The sequence below is a fragment of the Kordia algicida OT-1 genome, assembly GCF_000154725.1.
GTDB lineage: Bacteria > Bacteroidota > Bacteroidia > Flavobacteriales > Flavobacteriaceae > Kordia > Kordia algicida.
Map to the genome: position 1 here is coordinate 1,850,335 of NZ_DS544873.1, position 26,032 is coordinate 1,876,366.

The following is a 26,032-nucleotide window of genomic DNA, read 5'->3' on the forward strand; positions in this document are numbered from 1 at the left end:
ACATGAAAAAATCAATCTATATTCTAGCTTTCGTTGTGGTTTCAACAATCATTAGTTGTACTTCTTCGCAACCAAAACCAGCAGAACTAGTTGGAAAACATACGTTTGAATTGCTACAAAAAATGCAAACCATTTCACAAGCCGATTTTAATAAACACTTTATTTCGCTTGAAGAATTGCGCGTGTTTGCAAAAGATACTGCAATCAAAGAAACGTTTCGAAATGCTGTCACAAAAGTTTCTCAAGAAACACACGATAAAAAATTACAACAAGCCTATGAAATGATTAAAGAATCGGGCGAGCGTCATACTATTGATTGGAAAACAATCACATTTAAAGAATATGTGTATCAAACACGCGCCGACAGCGGCATTCTGTTTCATGATGGTTATGTGGTTTTTGTAAATAACGAAAAAGAGTATGTGGCAAAAATAATTTCGTTTGCAGTTAATGATAAACAACGCTTGTATAGTTTGGCAAATTTTGAACCTGTTAGAAAGTAAATCAACATGAAAAAAATCAGCTTCTTACTTATTGCTTTCATCTTGTGGTTTTCCTTCAGTGCTTGCGAGTCGCCTAAAAACATTCCACAAAAATACGTTGGCAAACATGTATTCGACATTCTAACGACGTTAGATACGCTTGATAAAGAAGCATTTCGCACACATTTTATAACCTTGGATGAAATTAAAAATGTGCTTGAAGAAGTAGCAGTTAGTGATGAATTTAGAGATAAAGCTTCAACAATGGACGTTGATACATACAACAAGGATATTGACAGAATTTACCATGATATTACACAAGAAGCGATTGATAATTATGTGCATTTAAGTCAAATTGAATACCTTGATTACGAATACAAAGCCACTCAAAATAATTCCATGATTGGATATACAGGAACTTTATATTTTAAAGCAAACAATCAAACATACAGAATAAAAGTCTATTCGATGGAATTTGATGATGCGTTTGGTTTATTAGGTTTGGGAAGACTCAAACGTGAAGAAGAACGAACATTTGAGTGAATCCCGTACCGATTCTTTCGTGAATTGTTATATCTTTAAGCACTTATCAAAACCAAATCCATGAAAAAAGCACATCACATCTTTACTCTTTTAATTGTTTCTGTATTATTTATTTCCTGTGAAAATTCGACTACTATTAAAAAACCTGAAGATGTCGGAAAACATGCCATGACCATTTTAAAAAAAATGGACAAACTATCTAAAGAAGAATATATAAAAGCACTTTTTACGCTTGAAGATGTAAAAGCGTTTGGAAAAGAAAATGCCGATAAAATCAGTGAAAGAGGATTAAAAGAAATTGAAGATTTAACTCCAGAAAAATACAATGCTAACATGGAAAGAACTTTTAATAAACTAAAAGAATCTGCTGATAAATATGGGATTGTTTGGAAAGATATTACTTATGAAGATTACACTTTTGAAGAACGTGAGCAAGACAATATTAAAGGTACGAGAGGTACATTAAGCTTCAAACATGACGACAAACCGTATACGATTAGATTATCTGCCCTAATTATGAAAGACAAAAGTTACAAACTTATCGGAATGAGCGGATTTCGAGAGAACTAATTTGTAATCCATTTTGGCGTTGTTTTTGGAACAAAATTTCGCATGCGTTCCAACAACTTTTGAATGTCTTTTTCAATAATCAACAGTTCGAAATTTTGTTCTTTGAGCAGTCCTTTTTGCATCATGGTTTGCATCATAGCAATGAGTTCATCGTAATAACCGTTGCTGTTTAAAATTGCTACAGGATGTGCTATTTGTGCCAATTGTAAAGCGGTAGTCACTTCAAAAAGTTCTTCTAAAGTGCCGAATCCGCCAGGAAGTGCAATAAAACCTTCTGAGAGTTCAATCATTTTCATCTTACGTTCCACCATGGTTTGCGTGGTATACAACTTTGTAAGTCCTGTATGTTCAATTTCTTTTCGTTTTAAAAACTGCGGAATCACGCCAATGACGTTTCCGCCATGTTCCAATACTGCATTTGCAACCGTTCCCATAATTCCTATTTGCGATCCGCCATAAACTAAGGTTATGTTTTGAGCTGCGAAAGCCTTTCCAAGCTCAAAAGCATCTTTAACGATTTTCGGATCGTTTCCTAAACTACTTCCACAATATACGGCGATGGTTTTCATTTTGTTTGGTTGTGTTTTGTGTTTTCATCTCGACTGCGCTCGATGGGACAGTTTTTTTTGTTTTTTGTTTGTAAAACTACTTACTTTTTAATAAACACTATGATTTGTCTTTGCGAGATAAAATCGTGGCAATCTTTGGCTTCAAATAGAAATTATTTACTATGATAAACAGACTACCACGTCGTAAACTCCTCGTAGTGACGTTTCTGATATTCTTTAAAGTTAATCTGTTTACACTTTACATTAAATTAACTCAAAATATACTTCGAAACTTCTCAATACTCAATACTAATACCTCAAAACTAATATCTCAAAACTACTACAACATACACGCAATCATTCGGTCAACACCAAAAGTATCTCCATGTAATTCGATAGTTGAGAAATCTTTTTCTTCCATTAATTCCATCATTTCCTTTCCTAAATATTGATTGATTTCAAAATACAGACTTCCGTTTTTCACCAAATGTGCTTTTGCAAGATCGGCAATTTTATCATAAAAAATCAACGGATTTTTATCTTCGACAAATAATGCAGTTTCAGGTTCGTAGTCTAAAACATTTTTACGCATCGCTGCTTTTTCTAAATTTCGCACATACGGCGGATTGGACACAATAATGTCAAAATATTTTTTCTCGCTAAATATATTTAAATCTTCCAAAGACAATACATCAGCCTTTACAAATTCGACAGAAACATCATTGTTTTCTGCGTTTTTACGTGCAACTTTTAACGCTTCCGCAGAAATATCAATAGCAAAAATGTTAGCATCAGGAAGATTTTTTTTCAATGCAATTGGAATGCAGCCGCTTCCCGTACCAATATCTAAAATTCGGAGATTTTTACTTTTGGAACTATACTTTATATTTTCTAAAATTAACGCTACCAATTCCTCTGTTTCAGGTCGTGGAATTAAAGTGTGTTCGTTCACAATAAAATCTAAACCAAAAAAATGTGCTTTCCCAAGAATATGCTGAATTGGTTTTTCGAGTTTTAATTCGCTTAACGCTTGAAACATTGGTGTTTCTTGTTCTTTCGAAATCGTAAACTCAGGATCTAACGCCAAGGTAAAACGTTCCAAATTAAAATATGCTTCTGTAAGCATAAAGAAGAAACTATCTACTTCGTTCTTTCCGAATGTATCATCTAATTCTTGATGAAATATGTGTTGTATGTCTTTTAATTTCAAGGGGTTTCAGGTTTTTTTTTTTTGATTTCAAGGAAGTACAATTTCGCTTCGAAAGTAATTAAAAATTCAACATTTAGCATTTAAACTATATTAATTCTAATCTGTTTTGATTTCAAAGCTATCTCGACTATGTTCAATATGACATTTGAAACAACACTAATCCCTAATACCAAATTCCTATTCCCTAATTAATACCTAGAAAGCAAAGCAATTTCAAATCCTACTCCAATTCCTTCAACATCCAAACATCACAAGAATAATGACCTGTTTTTCCCAAAGGTTTGTCTAAATGTTTGAATCCGAACAGTTCGTAAATATGAATGGCTGCTTTAAATTTTGGGGATGATTCTAAGTAACATTGCGCATATCCAAATTCTTTTGCGGTTTGTAAACACTTTTCAAATAGCAACTTTCCGTAGCCTTTTCCACGAGTTTTCTTTAAAAAATACATTTTTTGCAGTTCACAAACATTCGTAGTATTGTCACGCAATCCTTTGATTCCTGCACCACCAACAACTTCGCCATCTTCCTCAATTACATAATACACTTCGCGTTCGCCTTGGTAGGCTTCAAACATTGCATCTGTTTCAGCATCTTCATACGCTGTACCAACTTTTGGCATTCCAAACTCAGGAATTGCCAACCGAATGCACGCTGCTATCGCTGCATTGTCATGTGGTTGTATTTTTCTTATTGTCATTTTTTTATTATTGAATGATTCAAAGATTTAAAAATTTTACGCATCCATCGCAAAGTTCTAACTTATATCAATATCATAATTGCGCAACAAACCATGAATTTCCGATCGTGAGAATTTTGCCTTTTTCAACCGATTTTGTGTTGGATCAATTGTGTAGTTTCTGGCAAAACGTACATCTGCTTTTTCTAAATTTGTCTGTTCAAAAATAGCATTTTTTAAATCGCAATCATCAAATACGGCACTTTCTAAATTTGTCCCTGTGAAATCTGCTTTTTGTAAGTTAGACGTTTTAAAAATTGTTTGTTTCATTGTCAATTCCGCGAAAGCGGTCAATTCCAAATTACAATCTTGAAAATTGACTGAAAACATAAAATCATTGCACAAACTAAAATCGATTCCTAACAACTTACAATTTATAAAATTGACTTCGTTAAACGACGTACTTTTCACTTTTGCATTCGTCATATCGCACGTATCAAACGTACATTCCATAAACGTTACGGTTGCCAAATAAACGTCTTCAAACTTACAGTTGACAAACGTACAATTGTCATATTCGCCTTTCGGGAAAGTTTCTTTTGTGTAATCAATTTGTGTAAAAGTTTGATCGTGATAGAATTCTTGACTCATTTTGTGTCTGCTTCAAATAGAATTTATGTAGTTTTGCGAGACTGTGAAGATACTAAATTTGGTTGGTTGTTGCGCGTTGTGTTGATCGTTTTTATAAAAACAAATTTCGCTAAACGAAACTTTATTTAGTTTTTCATCACCATAGGATAAAATCTAATATTTAAAATGAAAAAACTCATCATCATTCCCTTGCTATTGCTTCTTGTAAGCTGTGTTGTTAAAGAAAAACCATTGTTTGTAAAGGTTGATAATATGCAAGTAGTTTCATCAAGTTTGGACAGTATTGTGCTTACGGCAGATGCTTATTTTTTAAATCAGAATGATGTTGGTGGAAGCTTGGAAAGTAAAAATATTGATGTGATTATTGATGGAATTCCTGTCGCAAAAATGAGCTCGAAAGTGTTTGACGTTCCCGCTCGCGATGAATTTACGATTCCGCTAAAAGTCGTTGTTCCGACAAAAGAAGTTTTTGAAAAGAATAAAGGCGGATTGCTTGGCGGAATTCTGAATAGTTTGGTGAATAAAAAAATGAACGTTCAATATAAAGGTACGATTACGTATACAAAATTTGGTTTTTCATACGATTACGAAGTCGATAGAACCCAAGAAGTTAAAATAAAAATATAGTGTCAGACACACACGAAATATACATGAAACGCTGTTTGCAATTGGCTGCAAATGGTTTGCCAACTGCGATGCCAAATCCGTCGGTTGGCGCTATAATTGTGCATAATGACATGATTATTGGCGAAGGTTATACGAGCGCTTATGGCGGAAATCACGCGGAAGTGAACGCGGTTCATTCTGTAAAAGACAAATCGTTGTTAAAAGAAGCTACTATGTATGTTTCTTTAGAACCGTGTAGTCATTTTGGAAAAACGCCGCCGTGTAGCGATTTAATCATCAAACATCAGATTCCAAAAGTGGTTATTGGAACGATTGATCCATTTGCAAAAGTGGCTGGAAAAGGTATTGAAAAACTTCAAAATGCCGGTTGTGAAGTCATTTTGAATGTATTGAAAGACGAATGTATCGCTTCCAACAAACGATTTTTTACCTTTCATCAGCACAAACGCCCGTATGTGATTTTGAAATGGGCAGAGACGCAAGATGGTTTTATTGATAAAATTCGTCAAGAAAATGATCCTGTGCAACCCAATTGGATTACGAATAAATTTTCACGACAACTCGTTCATAAATGGCGCAGTGAAGAAACTGCAATTTTAGTCGGAACGAATACGGCAATTACAGACAATCCGAAATTGAATACACGCGATTGGCACGGAAAAAATCCTGTGCGAATTGTGTTGGATAGAAGTTTGCGAATTCCAGAAAATTATTCACTTTTCGATCAAACGATTAAAACGATTGTATTGACAGAAGTTGAGAAAGCTTCTACGGAAAACCTCATCTTTGAAACGATTGATTTCTCAGAGAATTTAGCACAACAAATTTGTAACGTTTTGTTTCAACACGAATTACAATCGGTTATTATTGAAGGTGGAAAACAAACTTTACAGACCTTTATGGATGCTAATCTTTGGGATGAAGCGCGCGTTTTTAAAGGAAATATATTGTTTCAACAAGGAATTAAAGCGCCAAAACTCACAGGAAATTCTTCATCAGAAAAAATTATTTTAGACAATTCATTACACATTTTTTATAATGATTAAAAACATCATTTTCGATTACGGCGATATTTTTATCAACTTAGATAAACCAGCGACTGCGCGCGAATTGCACAAGTTGGGTATTGACGATTTTACACCTGAAATGGTCGCAAAAAATCAAGCGTATGAAAAAGGATTAATTTCGACAGAAAGCTTTGTTGATTTTTACCATCAAGAATTTCCAAATACGACAAAAAAAGCTTTGATTGACGCTTGGAATGCTATTCTATTAGATTGTCCGAAACATCGATTAGACTTCATCAAACAACTTGCAAAAGACAAAAAATATCGTTTGTTTTTGTTGAGCAATACCAATGATTTGCATATTTCGTGGATTCAGAAAGATTGGGGAATGGAATTGTATGACGATTTTAAAGTAAATTTTGAACAATTTTATTTATCGCATGAAATTCACATGCGAAAACCTGATACCAATATTTATGAATTTGTCTTGCAAGAAAACAATTTAAAAGCTGCTGAAACTTTATTTATTGATGATACTGCCGAAAACACAGATGCTGCAAAAACACTTGGGATTCATGTATGGAATTTGATGCCAGGCAAAGAAGATGTCGTAGATTTGTTCACTCATAAAAAGGAATTATTTTGATTTATCTCATCTTAAGTGTCTTAGTTTCTAGCTTTTTATTTGTCATTTTTAAACTGTTTGACAAGTTTCAAGTAAATACATTCCAAGCGATTGTTATCAATTATTTGACAGCTTTTAGTTGCGGGTTTTTCTTTTATGGAAACGGAATCACTATTCCCGAAATTGTACAACGTCCGTTTATGATTGGCGCAGTTGCTTTGGGTTTTTTATTTATTGCAATTTTTATGGTGATGGCAACAACAGCGCAACGCAACGGACTTTCAGTGGCTTCTGTGGCTAGTAAAATGTCGGTCGTAATTCCCGTAATTTTTGCGGTTGTTGTCTATAAAGAACAGTTGAGTTTACTAAAAGTTGCTGGAATCATTTTAGCGTTATTGGCAGTGTATTTAACGACAGTGAAAAAAGATGGCGGTTCGTTTGATCGTAAAAAATTACTTTTTCCTGTGTTGCTATTTTTAGGATCAGGAGTTATTGATACGACTATAAAATATATGGAAACCAAATATGTTGCAGATGGAGAAACACCTGTATTTTCGGCTGCGATTTTTGCTTGTGCTTTTATTATTGGTTTGGTTGTTGCGATTATTCGTGGTGATTTAAAAATTACAGGAAAAACGATTTTGGGTGGAATCGCACTTGGAATTCCCAACTTCTACTCTATTGTCTTTTTATTAAAAGCGTTGCGTCCTGAGAATTTGGGTGATAGTTCAACGGTTTTCCCTATTAATAATGTAGCGATTGTAATGTTATCCACTATCTTTGGAATTATCTTGTTTAAAGAAAAATTAATCACAAAAAACTGGATTGGAATTGCCATTGCAATTGTGAGTATTGCAATGATTGCGGTTTCGGCGTAAATATTAAATAACTTTATATTTGGAAACAAAAGACACGTATAAAACCATTGATACACCTTCGGAAGAAGTATTGTTTAAAGATCGAAATAGTAAGTTTTTTGGCTACGCATTTCCTGTGATGAATGAAGACGATATTAAGCAACATTTGGAAGCTTTAAAAAAAAGTCATCATTCGGCTCGACATTGGTGTTATGCTTGGCAATTGGGCAAAAGTGAACCGTTTCGCTTTCGTGCCAATGACGATGGCGAACCTTCTAACAGTGCAGGAATGCCGATTTATGGACAGATTCAGTCGTTTGATGTCACAAATATTCTGATTGTCGTGGTACGTTATTTTGGAGGAACGAAATTAGGAGTTGGCGGATTGATTAACGCATATCGTACAGGCGCACAACTAGCGCTAGAAGCTTCTGAAATCCTTGAAAAAACAATTAATGTTGATTATTTACTCGTGTTTGATTATAAGAATATGAACAAAGTGATGCGTGTTATCAAAGAACGAAACCTCAATATTATCACACAGAAACTAGAAATGGATTGTCGTATTACCATTTCTGTTCGTCAGAAAGATGCACAACAGATTTTTGAGTTGTTTGAAAATTTGTATGAGATTTCGATTGCGGAAGTGGAGTAAATTATCCTTAGTTAAAAAATTAGTAAACTATAATTTTCATGTCATAAGGACTTGAAGTTATATTAAAAGGCTCAAATACATTTTTAAGATGGTAACCACTAACTGTTTTTTCATATTCCAAAAGATCAGTTATTTTTTCATTACTTATTTGATTGGTATATTCAAACTTATCGTTTTCTGATTTTTTTAATATTATTTTGCATTCAAAATCTTTAATACTCTTATCTTCGAAGACAACTTTAAAATATATTTTTTTTCTTTATCAGTCTTTTTTTCTAAATTAAGTTTCTCTATTTGTATTTTTTTATCAATTATTCCTAACCAAAAAACTAATCCATTTTTTATTGTTTTTAATTCTTGTTTAATATCAATAAGCCAAAATAATTCTTCGTAAAAACTTTTAAGTATTAAAAAAAACTCTCGAATAAAGCTTCCTCTTATAATCATTAAAAATCCATTATCATCAAGTTTCAGTTCACCCTTATGTTTATCGATAATATATGTAACTTTTTCTTTTTCAATAAAAATCGAATTATTATGAATAATACTATTTCTTAAAAACTGAATATCTTTCAATTTAGTTAAATAACTCTCAATGGTTTTAGTTTCAATATCTAACACAAGATTTAAATAAATGATAGAAGAATTAAGATAATCTCTACTATCTAAATGTGACGGTTTTATTTTTTTATCAAAAATTACTGAAGAAGACTCAATGATTTGATTCAATTTACTTTCATTTAGCGAATAAAGAGCGATTAATACAGATTTACTATACAAATCTAAAAAACCTATATATTCTTTGTCAATATCTTCTTTTACAGTACTATGCTCGTATTCTATACTATCGAATCCAGCTGCATGTGAAGCATAGCTATGAGAATTTTCATCCGAATCGCTACCTTTAATTATATCATTATAAATCTTTTCTGCTCCATCCATCAAAGCTTTATAATTTTCATCATTCTTATTTATTTCTTCATTCCATTCATCTACGTACGATTTGAGAGTCAAATCTAATTGTCTTTGATAGATATTAATTTGATCTTTGAATTCCTTAAATATTGGTTCAAATTCACTTTCTTTTTTTTTATTAATGAAGCGATAAAATCCATGTGAAAATTTATTCATAACTATAATTTTATTTTAAATTTAAGAGTAAATTGACGATGCTTTTTCAAGCAAAAGCTTAAAGCATTTCATTGCAAATTCAGCAAAGTTACCCCCTATTTCTTCCCATACTTCAAAATAGGCTCACTCACAACAACATCTTTTTCAAGCTTAGATTGCCATTCTTGTTGTGTAGCCATCGTATTGCATAACTTTTCATGAAAATAGACTTGATACCAAAGTTCTTTTTGAAACGTACAAACGTTTTTGTAAATCATTTCAGAATGAATCATGAGCTTTAGCATAAAATCATCTTGTGGCGCACGATGATTGTTTATTATTTGACTCAATTGTACAGGCGTAATGCCAATATCTTTGGCAAAAACAGCTCTTTTTGAGTAAATACTATCTATATATTGTTGTAAAAACTCCGAAAAATAATGTTTCTTTTGATGTGTAGTTTGTTTGATAAATTCCTGCATTTGCAACTTTAATTGTAAAAGTTTTGCTCGAATGATATCATCTTTTGATACGCCTTTCATACGTTGCAAACGCGCTTCCATCAAAGCTGTTGCTTCCGATTGATATTCTTTTTTTGAAGTATATCTACTATCTACACCAAATTCGGGAGCTATATTTTTATCTTTAGTCATGGTCAAATCGATTTATTAAATGTAAAATTTCTGGCATTTCAATACTCAGCGTAATTCCTGTAGCTGTCATTTGGTACTTTTCAATGTAATGTTTGGCAATTTCTGTTTTGGGTCGAAGCGAAACACATGCCATTTCTGCATATTCCAAGATGGCAATTTTTGCGGCAAAAGTTATTAAGTTTCCCGCAATGTTGTCAAAGGTTTTATGTGTTCCTTTATTTTCAACAGAAACCGTAAGTAATCGTATGTGCACACGCCATTCATTTGGAATTCGCTCTAAAGAAATCAATCCCAAAATATCTGTTGAATTGATGATCCTGAGTTTATATACTTCAAATTTTTTCTCATCTTTCCAATGAAAGAAATACCGCTTTTTAGTTAAATGTTTATAATCAGTAATTTCAACAGGAACTATTTCTATTGGATGTGAATTTCCTGTTGCCTTTTCAATGATTATCATGTTTAAAGATACAAATTTGTTTCCGAATTTTGTAATTCATTTTAAAATAGTTTACAATTTTGTAAAGTTTTGCCAGATAAAAACTTGTATTAATCACATCCGCCACAACCACCACAACTACTGCATCCGCTATTACAGCCACTATCCCAAGAAGAACAGCTTGATGCATCAAATTCAGAATCGAACGAATCCATAGTATCATTGAAGAAAGTGTCGAAAGAATTATTTTCATCAAAACTATAGTCAAATAAATAGTTGTCATCATAAAAATCTACATAAAATATCCAACTGTCATCATAAGAATCAACGTTAGCATGTAATGTTTTTTGTTGTTTGATAAGTTCCTTGTCAATTTTTCTGAGAAGATCAAAATCTAAATTCTGTAATAAAAATATATTTCCACCAATAGCGATTAAAAGTTCTAAGGCTTTCTTCTGATTGTTTTCCAATAAATCATTGATCTGTAAATTAACTTCCTGTAAATAACTGACGACTTCTTGTTGAACATTTTTTCCTTCATTAGTCAATTTAATAACTCGAAATAACGAGATAAAAAATGTCTGACTGAAATAAGGTTGCAATTCCTTACTACTTCTAATGCTTTCTCTATACCCTTTTTTACCGTTTGAAGCTTCGTAAATAATTTTCACGTAATGTTTGAATAGTATTTGAATAGATGCTTCTTCCTTGAAAGGTCTTAGAAAGATGAGTTCGTGATTTTTTGCTGTATACTTTTCAAAATTTTTACCAGTTTCAACATATGTATATACACGAACTTCATCTCTTGGATGTGGCTGCTTCTCTACTTCTACAATTTTTAATACTTTTTTTAGAAGTAAATCCATAAAAGTAAATTTCAGCAAGTTTTTGAGTTGTGCAGCACTTCCTTGCTGTATCAAAATTGTTTCTGCGGGCGCTATTGTAGAGAGTAGTTTCATTATTTTTTAAATAAAAATTTTGGAATAATCCAGTTTCGATGTCTGTTGACACGCGTAAAGTGTATTTCTTTAAATCTAGTATCAACATCAACCCAAATATCTTTTGGTGGTTTTTTTAAAAACACTGATTCGTAAAGTTCTAATGTTTTAGTGTATTGTTCTTTAAACAATTGTTTTTCTTCAGAACCTTTAGTCGGTCCGTGATGAATTTGTTTATTGATTGTATTTTGACAAAAATCTATCCAATACGATTGTGTATATAATAAATGAAGATGCCAAACCTGATCTATTTGATCGGATGGCGTTTGTGGAACATCTGAAATTGCAATCAAAAAGAGAAACTTCTTGTATTCTAAAACTGCTCTTAAAGTATAAGCTAAAGTCCAATTATTTTCTCTAGCAAGTCTATCTGTAAATGTAAAAGAAGAATGTGCATCATCTATTTCAAAACTTCTAATTTTATCCCATAAGCGTTTTTGAGTTTCAGTCATGCATCAAATTTATCACAATTATATGAGTGAATCTTTTGAAAAATGTTACAAATTAAAAGTCAATCACCGATAATTTTTCGATCAAATGCGCAGGACATTTCATAGGTCTTTTGGTCTCCATATTAATGAATGCTAAAACCGTGTTTCCTTGTGTAATAATTTCCTTACTTTCGTTCAAAATTTCATACTCAAATTCAATCTTAACAGAAGGTAATTTTTTTAGGGTTGTTTTAACTGTCAGCACATCATCATAATATGCCGATTTTTTATAATTAATTTGAATAGAAATTACAGGCAACATCACGCCCATTGCTTCCATTTCTTTATAGGAAATTCCCAAAGCGCGTAACCACTCAGTACGCCCCATTTCTATAAACTGTACGTAATTGCCGTGATATACAACACCCATTTGGTCGGTTTCGGCATAGCGAATTCTTGTTTTTATTTCGTGACTTCTCAAAGTATTTTTTATATATTTATTTATGTTACCGAATTGTAAAGAAATTGTTTCCAAGCATGCGAAAAAAATTTAACAAATTCAATAGCGTTCAAATTTTTTTTTCCCTTTTTTTTTCACATATTTGTTCACGCTAAAAAATAAAAGGAGAAAACCCCGAATTTTCTTTTTTTCCTAACCTAAAAAATAACAATTTAACAGTAATAAATGAGTGTAACTGCGCAATCAGTATGGGATAATTGTCTGTCTTTCATAAAGGACAACATTCAACCACAAGCATATAAGACTTGGTTTGAGCCTATAAAGCCTGTAAAGTTAACAAATAAAGCGTTAAGCATTCAAGTTCCAAGTAAGTTTTTTTATGAATGGTTGGAAGAACATTACGTAAAGTTATTAAAGGTTGCTCTAGTAAAAGAGTTAGGAAATACTGCTCGTTTAGTATACATCATCAAAATGGAAAATACGTATGGAAATAAAAAGCCATTTACGGAAAAAATTCCAAGTGCCAACCGCAGTAATGTAAAAGCGCAAGAAATTGATGTTCCCATCAAAAATAAAAGTCCCGAACTGAAGAATCCGTTTATCATTCCAGGTATTAGAAATGTAAAGATAGAATCGCAGTTAAATCCAAATTATAATTTCGATAATTTCCTTGAAGGTGATTCAAATCGTTTGGCACGATCTGCAGGAATGGCTGTTGCCAACAAACCTGGAGGAACGTCTTTTAACCCTCTATTAATTTTTGGTGGTGTTGGATTGGGAAAAACACACATTGCACACGCAATTGGTGTGGAAATTAAAGATAAATATCCTGAAAAAACAGTGTTGTATATTTCTGCTGAAAAATTTACACAGCAATATATCGAATCTGTAAAGAAGAATACTCGTAACGATTTTATACACTTTTATCAGCTAATTGATGTGTTAATTATTGACGACGTACAATTCTTCTCTGGAAAATCAGGAACACAAGATGTATTCTTCCATATTTTCAATCACTTACACCAAAACGGAAAGCAAGTTATTTTAACGTCAGACAAAGCGCCTGTAGACATGCAAGATATTGAGCAACGCTTGTTATCTCGTTTTAAATGGGGACTTTCTGCCGAATTGCAAACACCCGATTTTGAAACACGTGTTTCTATCGTAAAAAATAAATTATATCGTGATGGTGTTGAAATGCCAAATGATATTGTAGAATATGTTGCGAAAAATATCAAATCGAATGTGCGTGAACTGGAAGGTGCTATTATTTCGCTAATCGCACAATCATCTTTCAATAAAAAAGAAGTTACGATTGAGCTAGCAAAACAAGTTGTTGAAAAATTTGTAAAGAATACCAAACGCGAAGTTTCCATCGATTATATCCAAAAAGTAGTTTCAGACTATTTTCAGATGGACGTTTCTACGCTACAATCAAAAACACGAAAACGTCACATTGTGCAAGCAAGACAGTTAGCGATGTTTTTTGCGAAAAAATTTACCAAAGCTTCTTTAGCAAGTATTGGTTCACAAATTGGAAAACGCGATCACGCAACGGTATTACACGCTTGCAAAACAGTTGATAATTTATCATCTACAGATAAACAATTCCGCAAATACGTTGAAGATTTAACAAAGAAACTCTCGTTGTAATTTTTTTCACATGAAGACTAAAATTTTAATGGTTTGCTTAGGAAATATTTGTCGTTCTCCTTTAGCGGAAGGAATTTTAGCATCCAAACTCGATCCCACAAAATTTGAAGTCGATTCCGCAGGAACTGCAGGTTATCATGTTGGTGAGCTTCCAGACAGAAGATCTATTGCGACGGCAAAACAACACGGACTTGACATTAGCTACCAACGATCGAGAAAATTCACTAAAAACGATTTTCAAACGTTTGATTACATTTTTGCAATGGATAAATCAAATTATGATAATATTCTCGCTTTGGCGGAAACAGCAGAAGATCGTGCGAAAGTTCACTTAATTTTAAACCAAATTTCTCCAAACTCCAATGCCGAAGTTCCGGATCCGTATTATGGAGGCGATCAAGGTTTTGAAAACGTGTACCAAATGTTAGATAAAGCTTGTAGCATTTTTGCTGAGAGAATTTCTTAAAGTATTAGTTTCTAGAAAGGTATTCGCTATTTTTTGTATCTTTCTAAAAAAAGCTACCTACTTATGAAAACTTCAAATTACCTACTTTTAGCACTCCTATTTCCTTTTTTATTATGCTCACAAAATATCGACATACAACAATTTGCCACAGGATTTTCAGAACCTGTAGACATCAAACATGCCAATGATTCTCGCTTATTTGTTGTGGAAAAAGATGGCGTGATAAAAATTCTAGATAATCAAGGAAACACAAATGCAATCCCTTTTTTAGATATTGATGCACGTGTACAATCTAGTGGTAACGAACAAGGCTTGCTCGGTTTAGCATTTGATCCAAATTATGCAACTAACAATCGATTTTACGTAAACTACATCAACAATAGCGGAAATACTGTAATTGCTCGATTTACAACTTCATCAAACCCAGACATTGCTGATGCTAGCTCGGAAGAAATTTTACTAACAATTTTACAACCTGCGAGCAATCACAATGGCGGTTCTTTAGCATTTGGAAATGACAATTATTTATACATTGCTTTGGGCGATGGCGGAGGCGCTGGAGATACACAAAATAATGCACAAAATTTACAATCGTACTTGGGTAAAATACTCCGAATTGATGTCAGTGGCGCCACAGGTTATACAGTTCCTGCCACAAATCCGTTTGTTGGAAATCCCGTGGGTTTGGACGAAATTTGGTCGTACGGACTTCGAAATCCATGGAAAATGTCTTTTGATAGCGACAATGGCGAATTATGGATTGGTGATGTTGGACAAAATATTGTCGAAGAAATTAACAACGTTCCTATCGTAGATGCTGGCTATAATTTTGGTTGGAGATGCTACGAAGGAAATAGTACGTTTGACACTTCTGGAGGATGTCCTGCAATATCAACACTTACATTTCCTGTTGGCGAATACAATCATGGTGGAAGTCCTTTTAAATGCTCCATAACAGGCGGTTATCGTTACAGAGGTTCCATGTACCCAAATTTTCAAGGATGGTACTTTTTTGCTGATTATTGCACTAGCGAGATTGGCACATTGACACCTTCTGGCGGTTCATGGACGATGACTTTTAACGGACCTTTTTCTGGAACTTTTGGAAATTTCTCAACTTTTGGTGAAGATTCAAATGGAGAATTATACATTGCAGGTGTTTCTGACGGAATTATTTATAAAATTTTTGATACAACTTTGAGTGTTGATGAAAATTCACTTGCAACAAACTATCAATTATATCCAAACCCAACAAAAGATAGTTTTCAGATTAGCAATCAAAATGAAGTTTTACAAATAAAAGAAGTTGTCATTTTTTCATTCAGTGGAAAATTAATCTCAATAACGAATATTACTACTGAAAATCAAAAAATTAGCACAAATCAGTTGCCACAAGGAATTTATATTGTGCAAGTAACTTCAAATAATGACGCAATTTCATATCATAAATTAATTAAAAATTAGTTTTATTTGTAATCAAACTCCTGACCTATGCATGCATCAAACGGAATTTTATATTTAATTCCTACTACTTTGGGCGATAATGAACCTTTAGAGGTGTTGCCATTATCTGTTAAGAAAATTATAGAAACGACAAATCATTTTATTGTAGAGAATGAAAAGACTGCGCGCCGTTTTATTAAAAAAATTACGCCAAAAAAGTCGCAACCATCTTTGCAATTGTATGTGTTGAATAAGTATACACAAGATCAGGAATTACCTGCATTTTTAGAAGCAAGTTTTCAAGGAAAAAACGTTGGATTGCTCTCAGAAGCTGGTTGTCCTGGCGTTGCCGATCCTGGAGCTGAAATTGTAAAAATTGCACATGAAAAAGGAATTCGTGTTGTTCCGCTCGTTGGTCCTTCATCAATTTTAATGGCAATGATGGCTTCTGGAATGAACGGACAGAATTTTGCTTTTAACGGTTATTTACCGATTGACAGTCACGAACGCAAACGCGCGATTAAACAACTGGAGAAACGTGCTGGAGATTTAAACCAATCGCAAGCATTTATTGAAACTCCGTATCGAAATGATAAGTTATTAGCCGATTTGATTTCGACACTTTCTGGAAATACTCGATTGTGTGTTGCGTGTGATATTACGCTTTCTACAGAATACATTCGAACAATGACCATTAACGAATGGAAAAAGACGTCCGTTAATTTACATAAACGACCAACGATGTTTGTGATAGACCGCTAATGCTGTTAGATATTAGACCGCTTCGCTGTTAGAACGCTTTGCTTTTAGACTTGTTCTAGTGCGGGTTGTTTGTTGTTTGAAAAAAATCTTTTAGTCTTTCAATTATTCAATCTTTCAATCATATGACCCGTCCTAAAAAACCGTTACAGTTATTTAGGATTAAAAATAGTTAAAACACAGATAAGACAGCTGTCTTATCTGTGTTTTTTCTTTTATAGGTTTTTATGTTGACTTTATTTTGTTTGTGCATCTGTTCTGGAGTTAGCATTTGACATGATAAATGCGGTCTTTTGGTATTATAAACTTTAATACTCTGTTGTACTATTTTCTTCATTAGTTTGATGTCTATTTTAGAGGTGCCCATTAAAAACTCTTGTTTCAAGATTCCGTTGATTCGCTCTGCTACTGCATTTTGATATGGATCATAGGATTCTGTCATACTACATTTAATATGACTCTTAGTTAATATTCTTTGATATTGATTACTACAATATTGTAAACCTCTATCAGAATGATGTATTAGCCTTTCCTTGGGATATTTTCTGTTTTTAACAGCTTGCTTTAATGCTTTTATAGAACTATCTACTGCTAAGGTATTGGATAGATAATACCCAACGATCATCTTAGAATATGCATCTGTAATAAGCGATAAATACATGGGATTAGCTCGATTACCTACATAGGTAATATCTGCTACCCAAACTTGTTCTGGTCTGTTTACATCTAAATTCTCTATTACATTGTTATGTTTTCTAAACCGATGATGAGAGTTAGTAGTGATATGATAGCTCCGCTTGGGTTTAATCAACATATGATTTGCCTTTAAAATAGCAAATAAACGATCTCTGCCGACACCTAAACTACGTAAAGACTCTTGTAGAATATGATATAACTTCCTTGTGCCAATGCGTGGTTGCTCTATTCTAACAGATTGAACCAGCTCTATCACATCACTAGCAATACACTGTCGTTTCTCTTTTGAACGTATCGCTCGGTAATATACTTGCCTGCTTACCCCAAGTAACTCACAAGTAGATGAGATACTTTCTCTGTAATGTATTCTAAACATATCGATTACTTGGGTTTGGAGTTTTTTCTGATAGGAATATTAAACTCTTTTTCTGCTAAATCAATCATCATATCAAACAAAATAGCTTTCTTGTCAGCACGCTCCGCCAGATGTTCTGCACGAGCCTTCTGCTTTTCTAACAGTTTGATTTTTTCTTCTAATTCTAAAATCTTTTGTTCTGGAGTCTTTGTCATAGAAAGTGGAGTTTGATTATGCCAATCAAAGTTACCATATTTTTTTAACCAAGTTCTGATGGTAGATCCAGATTGTATACCATACTTTGATAAGACTTGTGAGCGTGTCAGTTTGCCCTGTTCAATCTCTTGAACTACTTGGAGTTTAAAAGATAATGAATAATCTTTTTGAGTACGTTTTACATAATTTGTTTTCATTACGCTTAAAATTTAGTGTAACGCTATTTCAGGACGAGACAATAAATACAAAAAAAAACCTCAGCATATTACTATACTGAGGCTTTTTAAAATAATGTTAACCAAATCTTTTGAGTACAAACGATTACGTTATACTCTTGCTTTTTTGTCGGCTTTGATGGACGAAACATCATATCCTGCAAATCGCTTCATATAATATCTCACTGTTGAGCCGTAAGCGTCAGAAAATCCTTGTTTTCCGCCACTTCTTAAATACTTCTTTACGCTTCCTGGTCCGGCTAAATGCGCAGCAGCCAAAATTCCTGACTCTGTAATTAGCACACCGTTGATTTTTTTACCAACTGAGCGTTTAATGTCTCTCCTAAGAATCCACTTATTTCTTGAGGCATTTGCTTCAAAGGCTTTTTCTTGTAGTTTTGGATTTTTTAAGAATGCTTGCGGATTGTAAATTCCGATCATTTCTAGCGTTCCTTTTCCAAATTGATATTTTCCAAGATAACCTAAGGTATTTACCACAAAATAATTTCCTTGAGATTCTTTAAATGCTACAGCTTCTTTGAAACCCAAATATTTTTTTCCTGTAAACGGAATTGGCGCTTCTAAATTTAACTGTATCTCATCTTTAGGTAGCACTGTAACTACTTTAGATGACGTGTTATGTATTTCAATGTTATTTTTAAGAACGTTGGCTTCTTTTTTTGAAGTGAAACCTAAACTTACGAATGTTAAAACAGCTATTAAAATTGAAAATTTTATTGCTCTTTTTCCCATAAAATTTAATTTCTTTAAGACTGACTAATTCGATGAATTAAGCTTAAAATTTCAGCGTGCAAATATACGCAATATTTTTCAATAATCAAATTTTAGTGTTAAAATTTTCTTAAAAGTAGATCGGGTGAAACTTCACTTTACCTAAACTATTGATTTCCAAAGTTGGAGCAGGAATTTTAACAAAATTCACAACACTAAAAAGACTCTTAAGAAACTTCGAATTTGTTTGAATTTTTGTTAAATCAATATCAAAACTTAAATAAAACTGCCGAAAACGCTTTAGCTCTGGGGAAATTTCGCGTTGTGTTTGCGGAGTTCCAGCTATCAATCCTTCGGCTCCGTAGCCTACAGCAACATTGAACCATTTTGGAATTTTGCTTTGTTTGAAGAATGAATGCACATTGGCACTTAGCCAATAGGTTTGACCGTTATAGTCTTTTAACGTTTCTTCCAAGAAACCATCACCCAATTTACTTGGTCTTACAGCTGCAAAGCGTGTTCGATGAAACGAATACTTTAATTTGATACGTTGTTCTTCCCACAATAATTCTTGTCCGACATACAAACCTGTTCCTAGTCCGTTTGCGAGCACATCTCCCCAAGAAGCTCCCCATTCTGCCGAAAAACCATCCATGACTTCTACGGCGGTTAAAAAGCCAAATCCGAGCGTTGCTCCATAAATAAGCTGATCGTTTTTAGAAACACCAGCCCAATCCAAGACATTGGCGCCAATATTTCCAACATAATATGACGTAAATACATGTCCAGCTTTGTCCATTTGCAGCCATTCGTTATTGTCATTGATAAAACGAAACGAAGAACGATCAAAATCGGCATACCAAATTCTGTCCAAACCAACTAAAGTTGCCGTCGCTAGAGAAGCTTCTGTGATTGCCACAAAATTGCGTCGCGGTTTGTGTAACGTATCCGATTTTACCCAAAAATTTGGCGGTGTCAGTTGTGCAGAGGCAACATTTACGAAACAGATTATAAAAAGTAATTTGGAAAATATGTTCATCTATTCCTTTAATTTTTGCTTTTGATAACGATCAAAAATGATGGTTCTGAATTCTTCCGCAGAAGTATTCCAAGGCATGCGATACGTTCCTGATACATACAAAGCGGAAAATGACAGTTGCTTCTTTTGAAGAAATACAGTATCTAACAACACCATTTTTAAATCTGCTTCACTTGCTTCAATTTGATTCGAAACTTGTTTTGCGATGGTTTCAATGGTATTATTTTTAGGAATAAAAACAGCTACATCATCACTTCTTCCCATCAGTGTTTTGACGATTTCATTACTGTTCATGTCTTTTTTTATAGTATACTTTCCTCCTTTTACACGCTTTATATATCCTTTTTTCTTTGCCAAGGTTACAAAAGGCTTTTCTTCCGACAATAAAGGCTTTATTTCTTTTCTTACATACAAAAAATCTGCATCCGAAGGAATATAAATATACGCTTCTTCGTTGTTAAATGCGGTAATTGGCTTAAAAATGGTTTGTGTAATGTTATACATTAAATAAAATCCAACGAGTACGCCAAGAATAAGAATTCCAATTAATATTTTTTTTACGTAACTCATTGTACAAATTTTTGGTAGAGTATTTCATTTTTAAATTCGCCATTGACAAAAGTCCAATCGCGTTTTACACCAATTTTTTCAAAGTTCAGGCTTTCAAATAGTTTGATACTTGCTTCATTATCAGACGCGATATTCGCAAATAACTGATGAACGTTTAAATGTTTGAATGCGTAATTACACACCAATTCCAATGCTTCTTTACCATAACCTTTGTGCCTGTGTTTTCTTTTTGCGATGAGCAAACCAATCCCAACACGTTTATTTTTTGGGTCAAACTCAAAAAGATCAATCAATCCAATTGTTTCTTTTTTATTACTCACCATTACCAAGCGTAATTGTTTTGCTTCATAAATATCTTGATGAGCATTTTCTAGATATTGTTTGATTAAGAATCGTGAATATGGAGTTTGTGTTGCACTAATTTCCCAGATAGATTCGTCATTTTCTATTTCATAGATAAAATCTAAATCTTCAGGTTCTAAAGCGCGTAAATATAGTTTTTCGCCTGTAAGTGTTAGCATGAAATTTCTCCTTTAAATACTTGTGTTGCTTTTCCTTTGAGGAAGATATTTTTGTACGAAGTTGCTTCTTTTTCAAAAGATACTTCTAAGCTTCCACCTTCTACTTGCAAAGTTACTGTATTTGCACTAGTTTCTTGTAAATGATGCATGGCAAGTGCTACCGCCGTAACGCCAGTTCCGCACGAAAGTGTTTCGTCTTCCACTCCTCTTTCATACGTTCGCACGCGAAATTCAGTTTCGGATAGTTTTTTGACGAAATTCACATTTGTACCTTCTTCAAAATACGGCGCACCATAACGAATCGCTGCTCCTTCTTTTTTTATGTCAAATTGACTGATTTCTTCTTTGAAAGTGACATGATGTGGCGAACCTGTATCTAAAAACACATGTTCATCATGATTTTCAATAGTAGTTACATCTTGCATTTGCAAATTGACAACGTCAGCTTCAATTGAAGCATAATGTGTTCCATCTATGGCAATGAAAGTAGTTTCCTGCTGAATAACTCCAAGAAAATTAGCGAAAGCTACCATACAACGTCCGCCATTTCCGCACATTGTACTTTCGTTTCCATCGGCGTTGTAATATATCATTTTAAAATCGTACGTTTCATCATTCTCCAAAAGGATCAATCCGTCAGCTCCAATGCCAAATTTTCGGTCACACAATTTACGAATGAGTTTGGTATTATTTTTGGGAAATATATCATGGCGATTATCAACGAGCACGAAATCATTTCCTGTTCCTTGATATTTGTAAAAAGATAGTATCATTTCTTCTATTTGATGCGGACAAAAGTACAAATAAAGTATTGATTTTACACGATGTTAAAGTGTCGTTAAAGTTAAAATACGGCTACAATAAATATGTAATTTTAAGTGTTAAAAGTAGACAGATACTATAAAACAAATCATAATTATTAATTAATAAACGATAAAAACATGAAAAAATTTGCAAGTTTACTATTGGTTTCTATTCTTGGAGGCGTCATTAGTATTGGAGCTTATAAATTTTTTTCAGATTCCCCTGAAAAAGTTGAACAAGCTTCCGTTTTTGAACAACCAACGCTGCTTCCGACGAATTTTGTAAACAACCCAACAAAAACATCAAATGCTGCCAATGCTGGTATTGATTTTACCGTTGCGGCAGAAAAGACAATTCACGCCGTTGTGCATGTAAAAAATAAAATAACTACTGTAGCACCAAGAAGCATTTGGGATTTATATAATGGTACAGGACGACCACAAACTCAAATTGGTACAGGTTCTGGTGTTATTATTACGCCTGATGGACATATTGTGACAAATAATCACGTGATTAAAGGTTCGAATGAGATTCAAGTAACATTGAATAATAACAAAAATTATATTGCCAAGTTGATTGGAACAGATCCGAGTATGGATATTGCTTTGTTAAAGATTGAAGCAGATGAAGAATTACCGTATATTTCTTTTGGAGATTCTGACAATGCAAAGATTGGCGAATGGGTTTTAGCGGTTGGAAATCCGTTTAATTTAACTTCTACAGTTACTGCGGGAATTATCAGTGCAAAAGGTAGAGATTTGAATGAAGGTGACAATTTGAGTCAATCATTTATTCAGACAGATGCTGCGGTAAATCCTGGAAATTCTGGAGGTGCTTTGGTTAATACTGATGGAGAATTGATTGGAATTAATACCGCAATTACCTCACAAACAGGTTCATATATTGGATATTCTTTTGCAGTACCAAGTAATATTGCTCAAAAAATTGTGAGTGATTTGTTAGAATATGGTGATGTACAAAGAGGATTGCTTGGTGTTTCAGGAGGTTCTTTAAATTCGGTTGTCGCTGAAAAATTAGGAACAGAAGAAACACAAGGTTTTTATGTAAGTAAAGTTTTTACTGACTCTGGAGCAGAAAAAGCAGGAATCAAAGCTGGTGACGTAATTAAGAAGTTAGACGATGTAAAGGTTTCTAAATTCTCAGATTTATCAGGATATTTAAGTTCGAAACGACCAGGAGATGTTGTGAATGTTACTGTATTACGTGAAGGTAATTATAAAAAAATCCCTGTTGAATTGAAAAAAGAAAAAGTAAGAGCTTCTGTTAATTTGATGAACATGAAGCTAGAAAACCTCAATAAAGAAGACGCTAAGAAATTTGACATCAATTATGGCCTGAAAGTTGTAGATAATAAAAACAAGCAATTGTTTTACGATTTAGGAATTACGCCAGGTTATGTATTGGTTGAAGTAAATGGAAACAAAGTAAAATCAGCGAAAGCCTTGCAAGAATTCATCGATTCTTATGGAGAAGATAAAGTAAAAATATTAGCATTTATAAATCCGAAAGGACAATACGAGCGTTTTATCTTTCGATAAAAAAGTGCCATCTATATATGTTAGAAAAGCGAGACACCTAAAACGTGCCTCGCTTTTTTTGTTTTGTTTTACAATTAAAACTATTTTTAAAGATTTCCATAAATAGTACTGTACTAAGTATCAACTTCTTTGAAAAAACACAAGCTTTTATGAGAATTCCGTAATCTGCTGTGTAAAACGTGCTTAAAAAAACTCTTTTATTTATTTACGAAAACGTTTGAAATTGTATACTTTTGCGCAAAATTGTAAACACAACTACACAAACGTAAGACTATGAGTTTTAATGAAATTTACGAAAAGGAACTCACTTTTCAAGCAGATAGAAGACGTGCTACTGTTGAATTTATCAAGAATGTAAGCGATTTATGGTATGATAAATCGATTGAACTTGTTCTTTTTAGAAATCAACTAATTGACAGAAATGTTAGTGAAATTTTGAATCTTCACGAATATGCAGGTCAATTTGTACAAAAACCTATCTCAATTTTTGATACTGTAGAAATTGCTCAAGCAATCGCAAAAATGGATCTTCCGCCTTCTAAAATTGATATCGGAAAATTAACCTATGAGTATCATTTAGAAGACAATCAGTATGCAAACGCAACTTCGTTTGTGGTTGATAAATTGAAAGATGCCAAAAATTCTTCTGAAATCACGCCAAAAGATGTGGTTTTATACGGTTTTGGTCGTATTGGTCGCTTGTTAGCAAGAGAATTAATGGTGCGTACAGGACGTGGAAATCAACTACGTTTACGTGCTATTGTTACACGTGGTAAAGTAGATCAGACAGTTTTAGAAAAAAGAGCTTCTTTATTACGTAACGATTCTGTTCACGGAGATTTCCCAGGAACTGTTGGTATCGATGTAGAAAATTCAGCATTAATCATCAACGGAACTACGGTTCATATTATTTCTGCAAACGGACCAGAAGAAATTGATTATACAGCATACGGAATTAACGATGCATTAATTATTGATAACACAGGCGCTTTTAGAGATAAAGAAGCATTGGAAAGACACTTAGTGCCAAATGGAGCAGACAAAGTTTTGTTAACCGCACCAGGAAAAGGCGTTCCTAATATTGTATATGGTGTAAACCATAAAGAACACAATCCTGATGAAGTAAACGTTTGGTCAGCAGCTTCTTGTACTACTAATGCTATTACACCTGTTTTAAAAGTTGTGGAAGATTCTTTTGGATTGAGTCACGGACACTTAGAAACCATTCATGCCTATACCAACGATCAAAACTTGGTAGACAACATGCACAAAAAATACCGTCGTGGTAGAGCTGCTGCGCTAAATATGGTTATTACAGAAACGGGAGCAGGAAAAGCAGTTTCAAAAGCATTGCCATCTTTGGAAGGAAAGTTAACTTCAAACGCAATTCGAGTTCCTGTACCAAATGGTTCGCTAGCCATTTTGAATTTGGAAGTTGAAAATGAAACATCTTTAGAAGGCGTAAACACTATTTTAAAGAAATATGCCTTAGAAGGTGATTTGGTAGAACAGATTAAATATGAATTGAATGACGAATTGGTTTCTTCTGATATTGTCGGTTCTTCTGCACCATCAATCTTTGATAGCAAAGCAACCATTGTTCGCGAAGGTGGAAAAAATATCATCTTATACGTTTGGTATGACAATGAATACGGATATTCGCACCAAGTAATGCGATTGGCAAAATACATTTCGAAAGTAAGACGCTTTACGTATTATTAATAGACACTACACACAAGATTAAAAGAGTCTCATGATTGGGACTCTTTTTTTTATCAATAAATCTCTTGTGATTTCATACAATAAATAAAAATATCTTCGTTTATTTGACAACTGATTTTTACAAATAGAAAAGACCATGAAAGTGAAACACCTATTCCTCGTAATCACGCTATGTTTTTCCGTATTAACAAGCGCACAAAATGTAGCCAAAAACGCCAATTTAAGATTAAAAGAAGGACCAATTGACGAACAATTTGAGTTTATTCTTAAAAATTCTAACAAATACAAAAGCTATAAAGTTGTAAAACGCGACTGGATTGAGAAGTTACAGAAGAATGTAGCCGATTCTATCAACGCAGTTAAGAAAGATTTTTCTACGGAAGTGGCAAAAGTAGCGACGCAACAAGCAGAGATTGAAAAATTGAAAGCAGATTTAGCTAGCGTTAACCAAAAGATTGAAGACTTAAACACCGAAAAAGACAGCATTTCATTGCTTGGTATGCAATTGAGCAAAGGAAGTTATCAATCATTAATGTGGGGAATTATTGCTATTTTGACGATTTTATGGTTATTTTTTGCATATCGATTCAAATCGAGCAACGCAATTACAAAAGAAGCCAAAGCAAAATTAGCAGAAACTGAACTTGAATTTGAAGAACACCGCAAACGTGCTTTAGAACGTGAACAACAAGTGCGTAGAAAACTTCAAGACGAAATCAATAAGAATAAAAACTAAT

32 protein-coding genes are annotated in these 26,032 nt (G+C 33.4%); 15 read left to right on the forward strand and 17 right to left on the reverse strand.

Annotation, left to right across the window (positions count from 1 at the left end):
• The first annotated feature begins 2 nt into the window (after nucleotides 1–2).
• From KAOT1_RS07830 to KAOT1_RS07840, 3 genes are read left to right on the forward strand one after another with little or no spacing between them, the layout of a single operon-like run.
• On the forward strand, nucleotides 3–503 hold the full coding sequence (locus tag KAOT1_RS07830; RefSeq protein WP_007094231.1) for a hypothetical protein: 501 nt from the start codon (nucleotides 3–5) through the stop codon (nucleotides 501–503).
• 6 nt (nucleotides 504–509) lie between these two features.
• A complete protein-coding gene (locus tag KAOT1_RS07835; protein WP_007094232.1) occupies nucleotides 510–1,025 on the forward strand; it encodes a hypothetical protein in 516 nt (171 codons plus the stop codon).
• Nucleotides 1,026–1,085: 60 nt separating this feature from the next.
• Nucleotides 1,086–1,595: a hypothetical protein gene (locus tag KAOT1_RS07840; RefSeq protein ID WP_007094233.1), complete on the forward strand. Its 510-nt coding sequence runs from the start codon at nucleotides 1,086–1,088 to the stop codon at nucleotides 1,593–1,595.
• Here the strand turns inward: KAOT1_RS07840 and KAOT1_RS07845 are convergent.
• The 4 genes from KAOT1_RS07845 to KAOT1_RS07860 form a co-directional block, all read right to left on the reverse strand.
• Entirely contained in the window at nucleotides 1,592–2,164 is a 573-nt protein-coding gene (locus KAOT1_RS07845) for an LOG family protein (protein WP_007094234.1), read from the reverse strand. The genes KAOT1_RS07840 and KAOT1_RS07845 overlap by 4 nt on opposite strands.
• Nucleotides 2,165–2,483: 319 nt before the next feature.
• Nucleotides 2,484–3,353, reverse strand: a complete 870-nt coding sequence (gene prmC, locus KAOT1_RS07850; RefSeq protein WP_007094235.1) for a peptide chain release factor N(5)-glutamine methyltransferase — start codon at nucleotides 3,351–3,353, stop codon at nucleotides 2,484–2,486.
• Between the two features lie 220 nt (nucleotides 3,354–3,573).
• On the reverse strand, nucleotides 3,574–4,053 hold the full coding sequence (locus KAOT1_RS07855) for a GNAT family N-acetyltransferase (RefSeq protein ID WP_007094237.1): 480 nt from the start codon (nucleotides 4,051–4,053) through the stop codon (nucleotides 3,574–3,576).
• 57 nt (nucleotides 4,054–4,110) lie between these two features.
• Nucleotides 4,111–4,683, reverse strand: coding sequence for a pentapeptide repeat-containing protein (locus KAOT1_RS07860; RefSeq protein ID WP_007094238.1), 573 nt, complete (start codon nucleotides 4,681–4,683; stop codon nucleotides 4,111–4,113).
• Nucleotides 4,684–4,848: 165 nt separating this feature from the next.
• On the opposite strand from KAOT1_RS07860, the gene KAOT1_RS07865 reads away from it, so the two are divergent.
• Genes KAOT1_RS07865 through KAOT1_RS07885 form a run of 5 tightly spaced genes read left to right on the forward strand, consistent with a single transcriptional unit; the run spans nucleotide 4,849 to nucleotide 8,454 of the window.
• The gene (locus KAOT1_RS07865) at nucleotides 4,849–5,310 is read left to right on the forward strand and encodes an LEA type 2 family protein (protein WP_007094239.1); all 462 of its coding nucleotides are present in this window, start codon (nucleotides 4,849–4,851) and stop codon (nucleotides 5,308–5,310) included.
• The gene (gene ribD / locus KAOT1_RS07870; RefSeq protein WP_262494782.1) at nucleotides 5,307–6,356 is read left to right on the forward strand and encodes a bifunctional diaminohydroxyphosphoribosylaminopyrimidine deaminase/5-amino-6-(5-phosphoribosylamino)uracil reductase RibD; all 1,050 of its coding nucleotides are present in this window, start codon (nucleotides 5,307–5,309) and stop codon (nucleotides 6,354–6,356) included. Before KAOT1_RS07865 ends, ribD begins: the two co-directional genes overlap by 4 nt.
• Nucleotides 6,349–6,963, forward strand: a complete 615-nt coding sequence (locus KAOT1_RS07875; protein WP_007094241.1) for an HAD family hydrolase — start codon at nucleotides 6,349–6,351, stop codon at nucleotides 6,961–6,963. The genes ribD and KAOT1_RS07875 overlap by 8 nt, the downstream gene beginning before the upstream one ends.
• Nucleotides 6,960–7,820, forward strand: coding sequence for a DMT family transporter (locus tag KAOT1_RS07880; protein ID WP_007094242.1), 861 nt, complete (start codon nucleotides 6,960–6,962; stop codon nucleotides 7,818–7,820). Before KAOT1_RS07875 ends, KAOT1_RS07880 begins: the two co-directional genes overlap by 4 nt.
• Before the next feature lie 19 nt (nucleotides 7,821–7,839).
• Nucleotides 7,840–8,454 (forward strand): IMPACT family protein, encoded by a 615-nt coding sequence (locus tag KAOT1_RS07885; RefSeq protein ID WP_007094243.1) that lies wholly within the window; start codon nucleotides 7,840–7,842, stop codon nucleotides 8,452–8,454.
• Nucleotides 8,455–8,646: 192 nt separating this feature from the next.
• Here KAOT1_RS07885 and KAOT1_RS07890 read toward each other — a convergent pair whose 3' ends face one another.
• The 6 genes from KAOT1_RS07890 to KAOT1_RS07915 all read right to left on the reverse strand — a co-directional run bounded on the left by KAOT1_RS07890 (nucleotide 8,647) and on the right by KAOT1_RS07915 (nucleotide 12,566).
• A complete protein-coding gene (locus KAOT1_RS07890) occupies nucleotides 8,647–9,585 on the reverse strand; it encodes a hypothetical protein (protein ID WP_007094244.1) in 939 nt (312 codons plus the stop codon).
• A gap of 95 nt (nucleotides 9,586–9,680) precedes the next feature.
• Nucleotides 9,681–10,217 (reverse strand): hypothetical protein, encoded by a 537-nt coding sequence (locus KAOT1_RS07895; RefSeq protein WP_007094245.1) that lies wholly within the window; start codon nucleotides 10,215–10,217, stop codon nucleotides 9,681–9,683.
• Nucleotides 10,210–10,677 carry a hypothetical protein gene (locus tag KAOT1_RS07900; RefSeq protein WP_007094246.1) on the reverse strand — a complete coding sequence of 156 codons (468 nt, stop codon included), beginning with the start codon at nucleotides 10,675–10,677 and terminating at the stop codon, nucleotides 10,210–10,212. The genes KAOT1_RS07895 and KAOT1_RS07900 overlap by 8 nt, the downstream gene beginning before the upstream one ends.
• An 89-nt stretch (nucleotides 10,678–10,766) precedes the next feature.
• Nucleotides 10,767–11,615, reverse strand: a complete 849-nt coding sequence (locus KAOT1_RS07905; protein ID WP_007094247.1) for a hypothetical protein — start codon at nucleotides 11,613–11,615, stop codon at nucleotides 10,767–10,769.
• Nucleotides 11,615–12,106, reverse strand: coding sequence for a glycine-rich domain-containing protein (locus KAOT1_RS07910; RefSeq protein WP_007094248.1), 492 nt, complete (start codon nucleotides 12,104–12,106; stop codon nucleotides 11,615–11,617). Before KAOT1_RS07910 ends, KAOT1_RS07905 begins: the two co-directional genes overlap by 1 nt.
• A gap of 52 nt (nucleotides 12,107–12,158) precedes the next feature.
• Nucleotides 12,159–12,566: an acyl-CoA thioesterase gene (locus KAOT1_RS07915; protein WP_007094249.1), complete on the reverse strand. Its 408-nt coding sequence runs from the start codon at nucleotides 12,564–12,566 to the stop codon at nucleotides 12,159–12,161.
• Between the two features lie 204 nt (nucleotides 12,567–12,770).
• Here KAOT1_RS07915 and dnaA point away from each other — a divergent pair, with 204 nt between their 5' ends.
• From dnaA to KAOT1_RS07935, 4 genes are all read left to right on the forward strand, one after another.
• On the forward strand, nucleotides 12,771–14,198 hold the full coding sequence (gene dnaA, locus KAOT1_RS07920) for a chromosomal replication initiator protein DnaA (RefSeq protein ID WP_007094250.1): 1,428 nt from the start codon (nucleotides 12,771–12,773) through the stop codon (nucleotides 14,196–14,198).
• A gap of 10 nt (nucleotides 14,199–14,208) precedes the next feature.
• Nucleotides 14,209–14,664: a low molecular weight protein-tyrosine-phosphatase gene (locus KAOT1_RS07925; RefSeq protein WP_007094251.1), complete on the forward strand. Its 456-nt coding sequence runs from the start codon at nucleotides 14,209–14,211 to the stop codon at nucleotides 14,662–14,664.
• A 63-nt stretch (nucleotides 14,665–14,727) separates the two neighbouring features.
• Nucleotides 14,728–16,128: a PQQ-dependent sugar dehydrogenase gene (locus KAOT1_RS07930; protein ID WP_007094252.1), complete on the forward strand. Its 1,401-nt coding sequence runs from the start codon at nucleotides 14,728–14,730 to the stop codon at nucleotides 16,126–16,128.
• Between the two features lie 27 nt (nucleotides 16,129–16,155).
• Nucleotides 16,156–16,869: an SAM-dependent methyltransferase gene (locus KAOT1_RS07935; protein WP_007094253.1), complete on the forward strand. Its 714-nt coding sequence runs from the start codon at nucleotides 16,156–16,158 to the stop codon at nucleotides 16,867–16,869.
• A 169-nt stretch (nucleotides 16,870–17,038) separates the two neighbouring features.
• Here KAOT1_RS07935 and KAOT1_RS07940 read toward each other — a convergent pair whose 3' ends face one another.
• From KAOT1_RS07940 to dapF, 7 genes are all read right to left on the reverse strand, one after another.
• A complete protein-coding gene (locus KAOT1_RS07940) occupies nucleotides 17,039–17,938 on the reverse strand; it encodes an IS3 family transposase (protein WP_007092993.1) in 900 nt (299 codons plus the stop codon).
• A gap of 5 nt (nucleotides 17,939–17,943) precedes the next feature.
• Nucleotides 17,944–18,330: a helix-turn-helix domain-containing protein gene (locus KAOT1_RS23405; protein ID WP_007092873.1), complete on the reverse strand. Its 387-nt coding sequence runs from the start codon at nucleotides 18,328–18,330 to the stop codon at nucleotides 17,944–17,946.
• A gap of 129 nt (nucleotides 18,331–18,459) precedes the next feature.
• Nucleotides 18,460–19,101 carry a hypothetical protein gene (locus tag KAOT1_RS07950; RefSeq protein ID WP_007094254.1) on the reverse strand — a complete coding sequence of 214 codons (642 nt, stop codon included), beginning with the start codon at nucleotides 19,099–19,101 and terminating at the stop codon, nucleotides 18,460–18,462.
• Nucleotides 19,102–19,210: 109 nt separating this feature from the next.
• Complete coding sequence (locus tag KAOT1_RS07955) at nucleotides 19,211–20,119, reverse strand: DUF2279 domain-containing protein (RefSeq protein WP_007094255.1); 909 nt, start codon at nucleotides 20,117–20,119, stop codon at nucleotides 19,211–19,213.
• Nucleotides 20,120–20,689 (reverse strand): endolytic transglycosylase MltG, encoded by a 570-nt coding sequence (locus KAOT1_RS07960; protein ID WP_007094256.1) that lies wholly within the window; start codon nucleotides 20,687–20,689, stop codon nucleotides 20,120–20,122.
• The gene (locus KAOT1_RS07965) at nucleotides 20,686–21,210 is read right to left on the reverse strand and encodes a GNAT family N-acetyltransferase (RefSeq protein ID WP_007094257.1); all 525 of its coding nucleotides are present in this window, start codon (nucleotides 21,208–21,210) and stop codon (nucleotides 20,686–20,688) included. Before KAOT1_RS07965 ends, KAOT1_RS07960 begins: the two co-directional genes overlap by 4 nt.
• Nucleotides 21,204–21,983 carry a diaminopimelate epimerase gene (gene dapF / locus KAOT1_RS07970; protein WP_040559417.1) on the reverse strand — a complete coding sequence of 260 codons (780 nt, stop codon included), beginning with the start codon at nucleotides 21,981–21,983 and terminating at the stop codon, nucleotides 21,204–21,206. The genes KAOT1_RS07965 and dapF overlap by 7 nt, the downstream gene beginning before the upstream one ends.
• Nucleotides 21,984–22,151: 168 nt before the next feature.
• Here dapF and KAOT1_RS07975 point away from each other — a divergent pair, with 168 nt between their 5' ends.
• The 3 genes from KAOT1_RS07975 to KAOT1_RS07985 all read left to right on the forward strand — a co-directional run bounded on the left by KAOT1_RS07975 (nucleotide 22,152) and on the right by KAOT1_RS07985 (nucleotide 26,031).
• Complete coding sequence (locus tag KAOT1_RS07975; RefSeq protein WP_007094259.1) at nucleotides 22,152–23,573, forward strand: trypsin-like peptidase domain-containing protein; 1,422 nt, start codon at nucleotides 22,152–22,154, stop codon at nucleotides 23,571–23,573.
• 273 nt (nucleotides 23,574–23,846) lie between these two features.
• Nucleotides 23,847–25,295, forward strand: a complete 1,449-nt coding sequence (locus KAOT1_RS07980; RefSeq protein ID WP_007094260.1) for a glyceraldehyde-3-phosphate dehydrogenase — start codon at nucleotides 23,847–23,849, stop codon at nucleotides 25,293–25,295.
• 136 nt (nucleotides 25,296–25,431) lie between these two features.
• On the forward strand, nucleotides 25,432–26,031 hold the full coding sequence (locus KAOT1_RS07985) for a coiled-coil domain-containing protein (RefSeq protein WP_007094261.1): 600 nt from the start codon (nucleotides 25,432–25,434) through the stop codon (nucleotides 26,029–26,031).
• Nucleotide 26,032 lies beyond the last annotated feature (1 nt).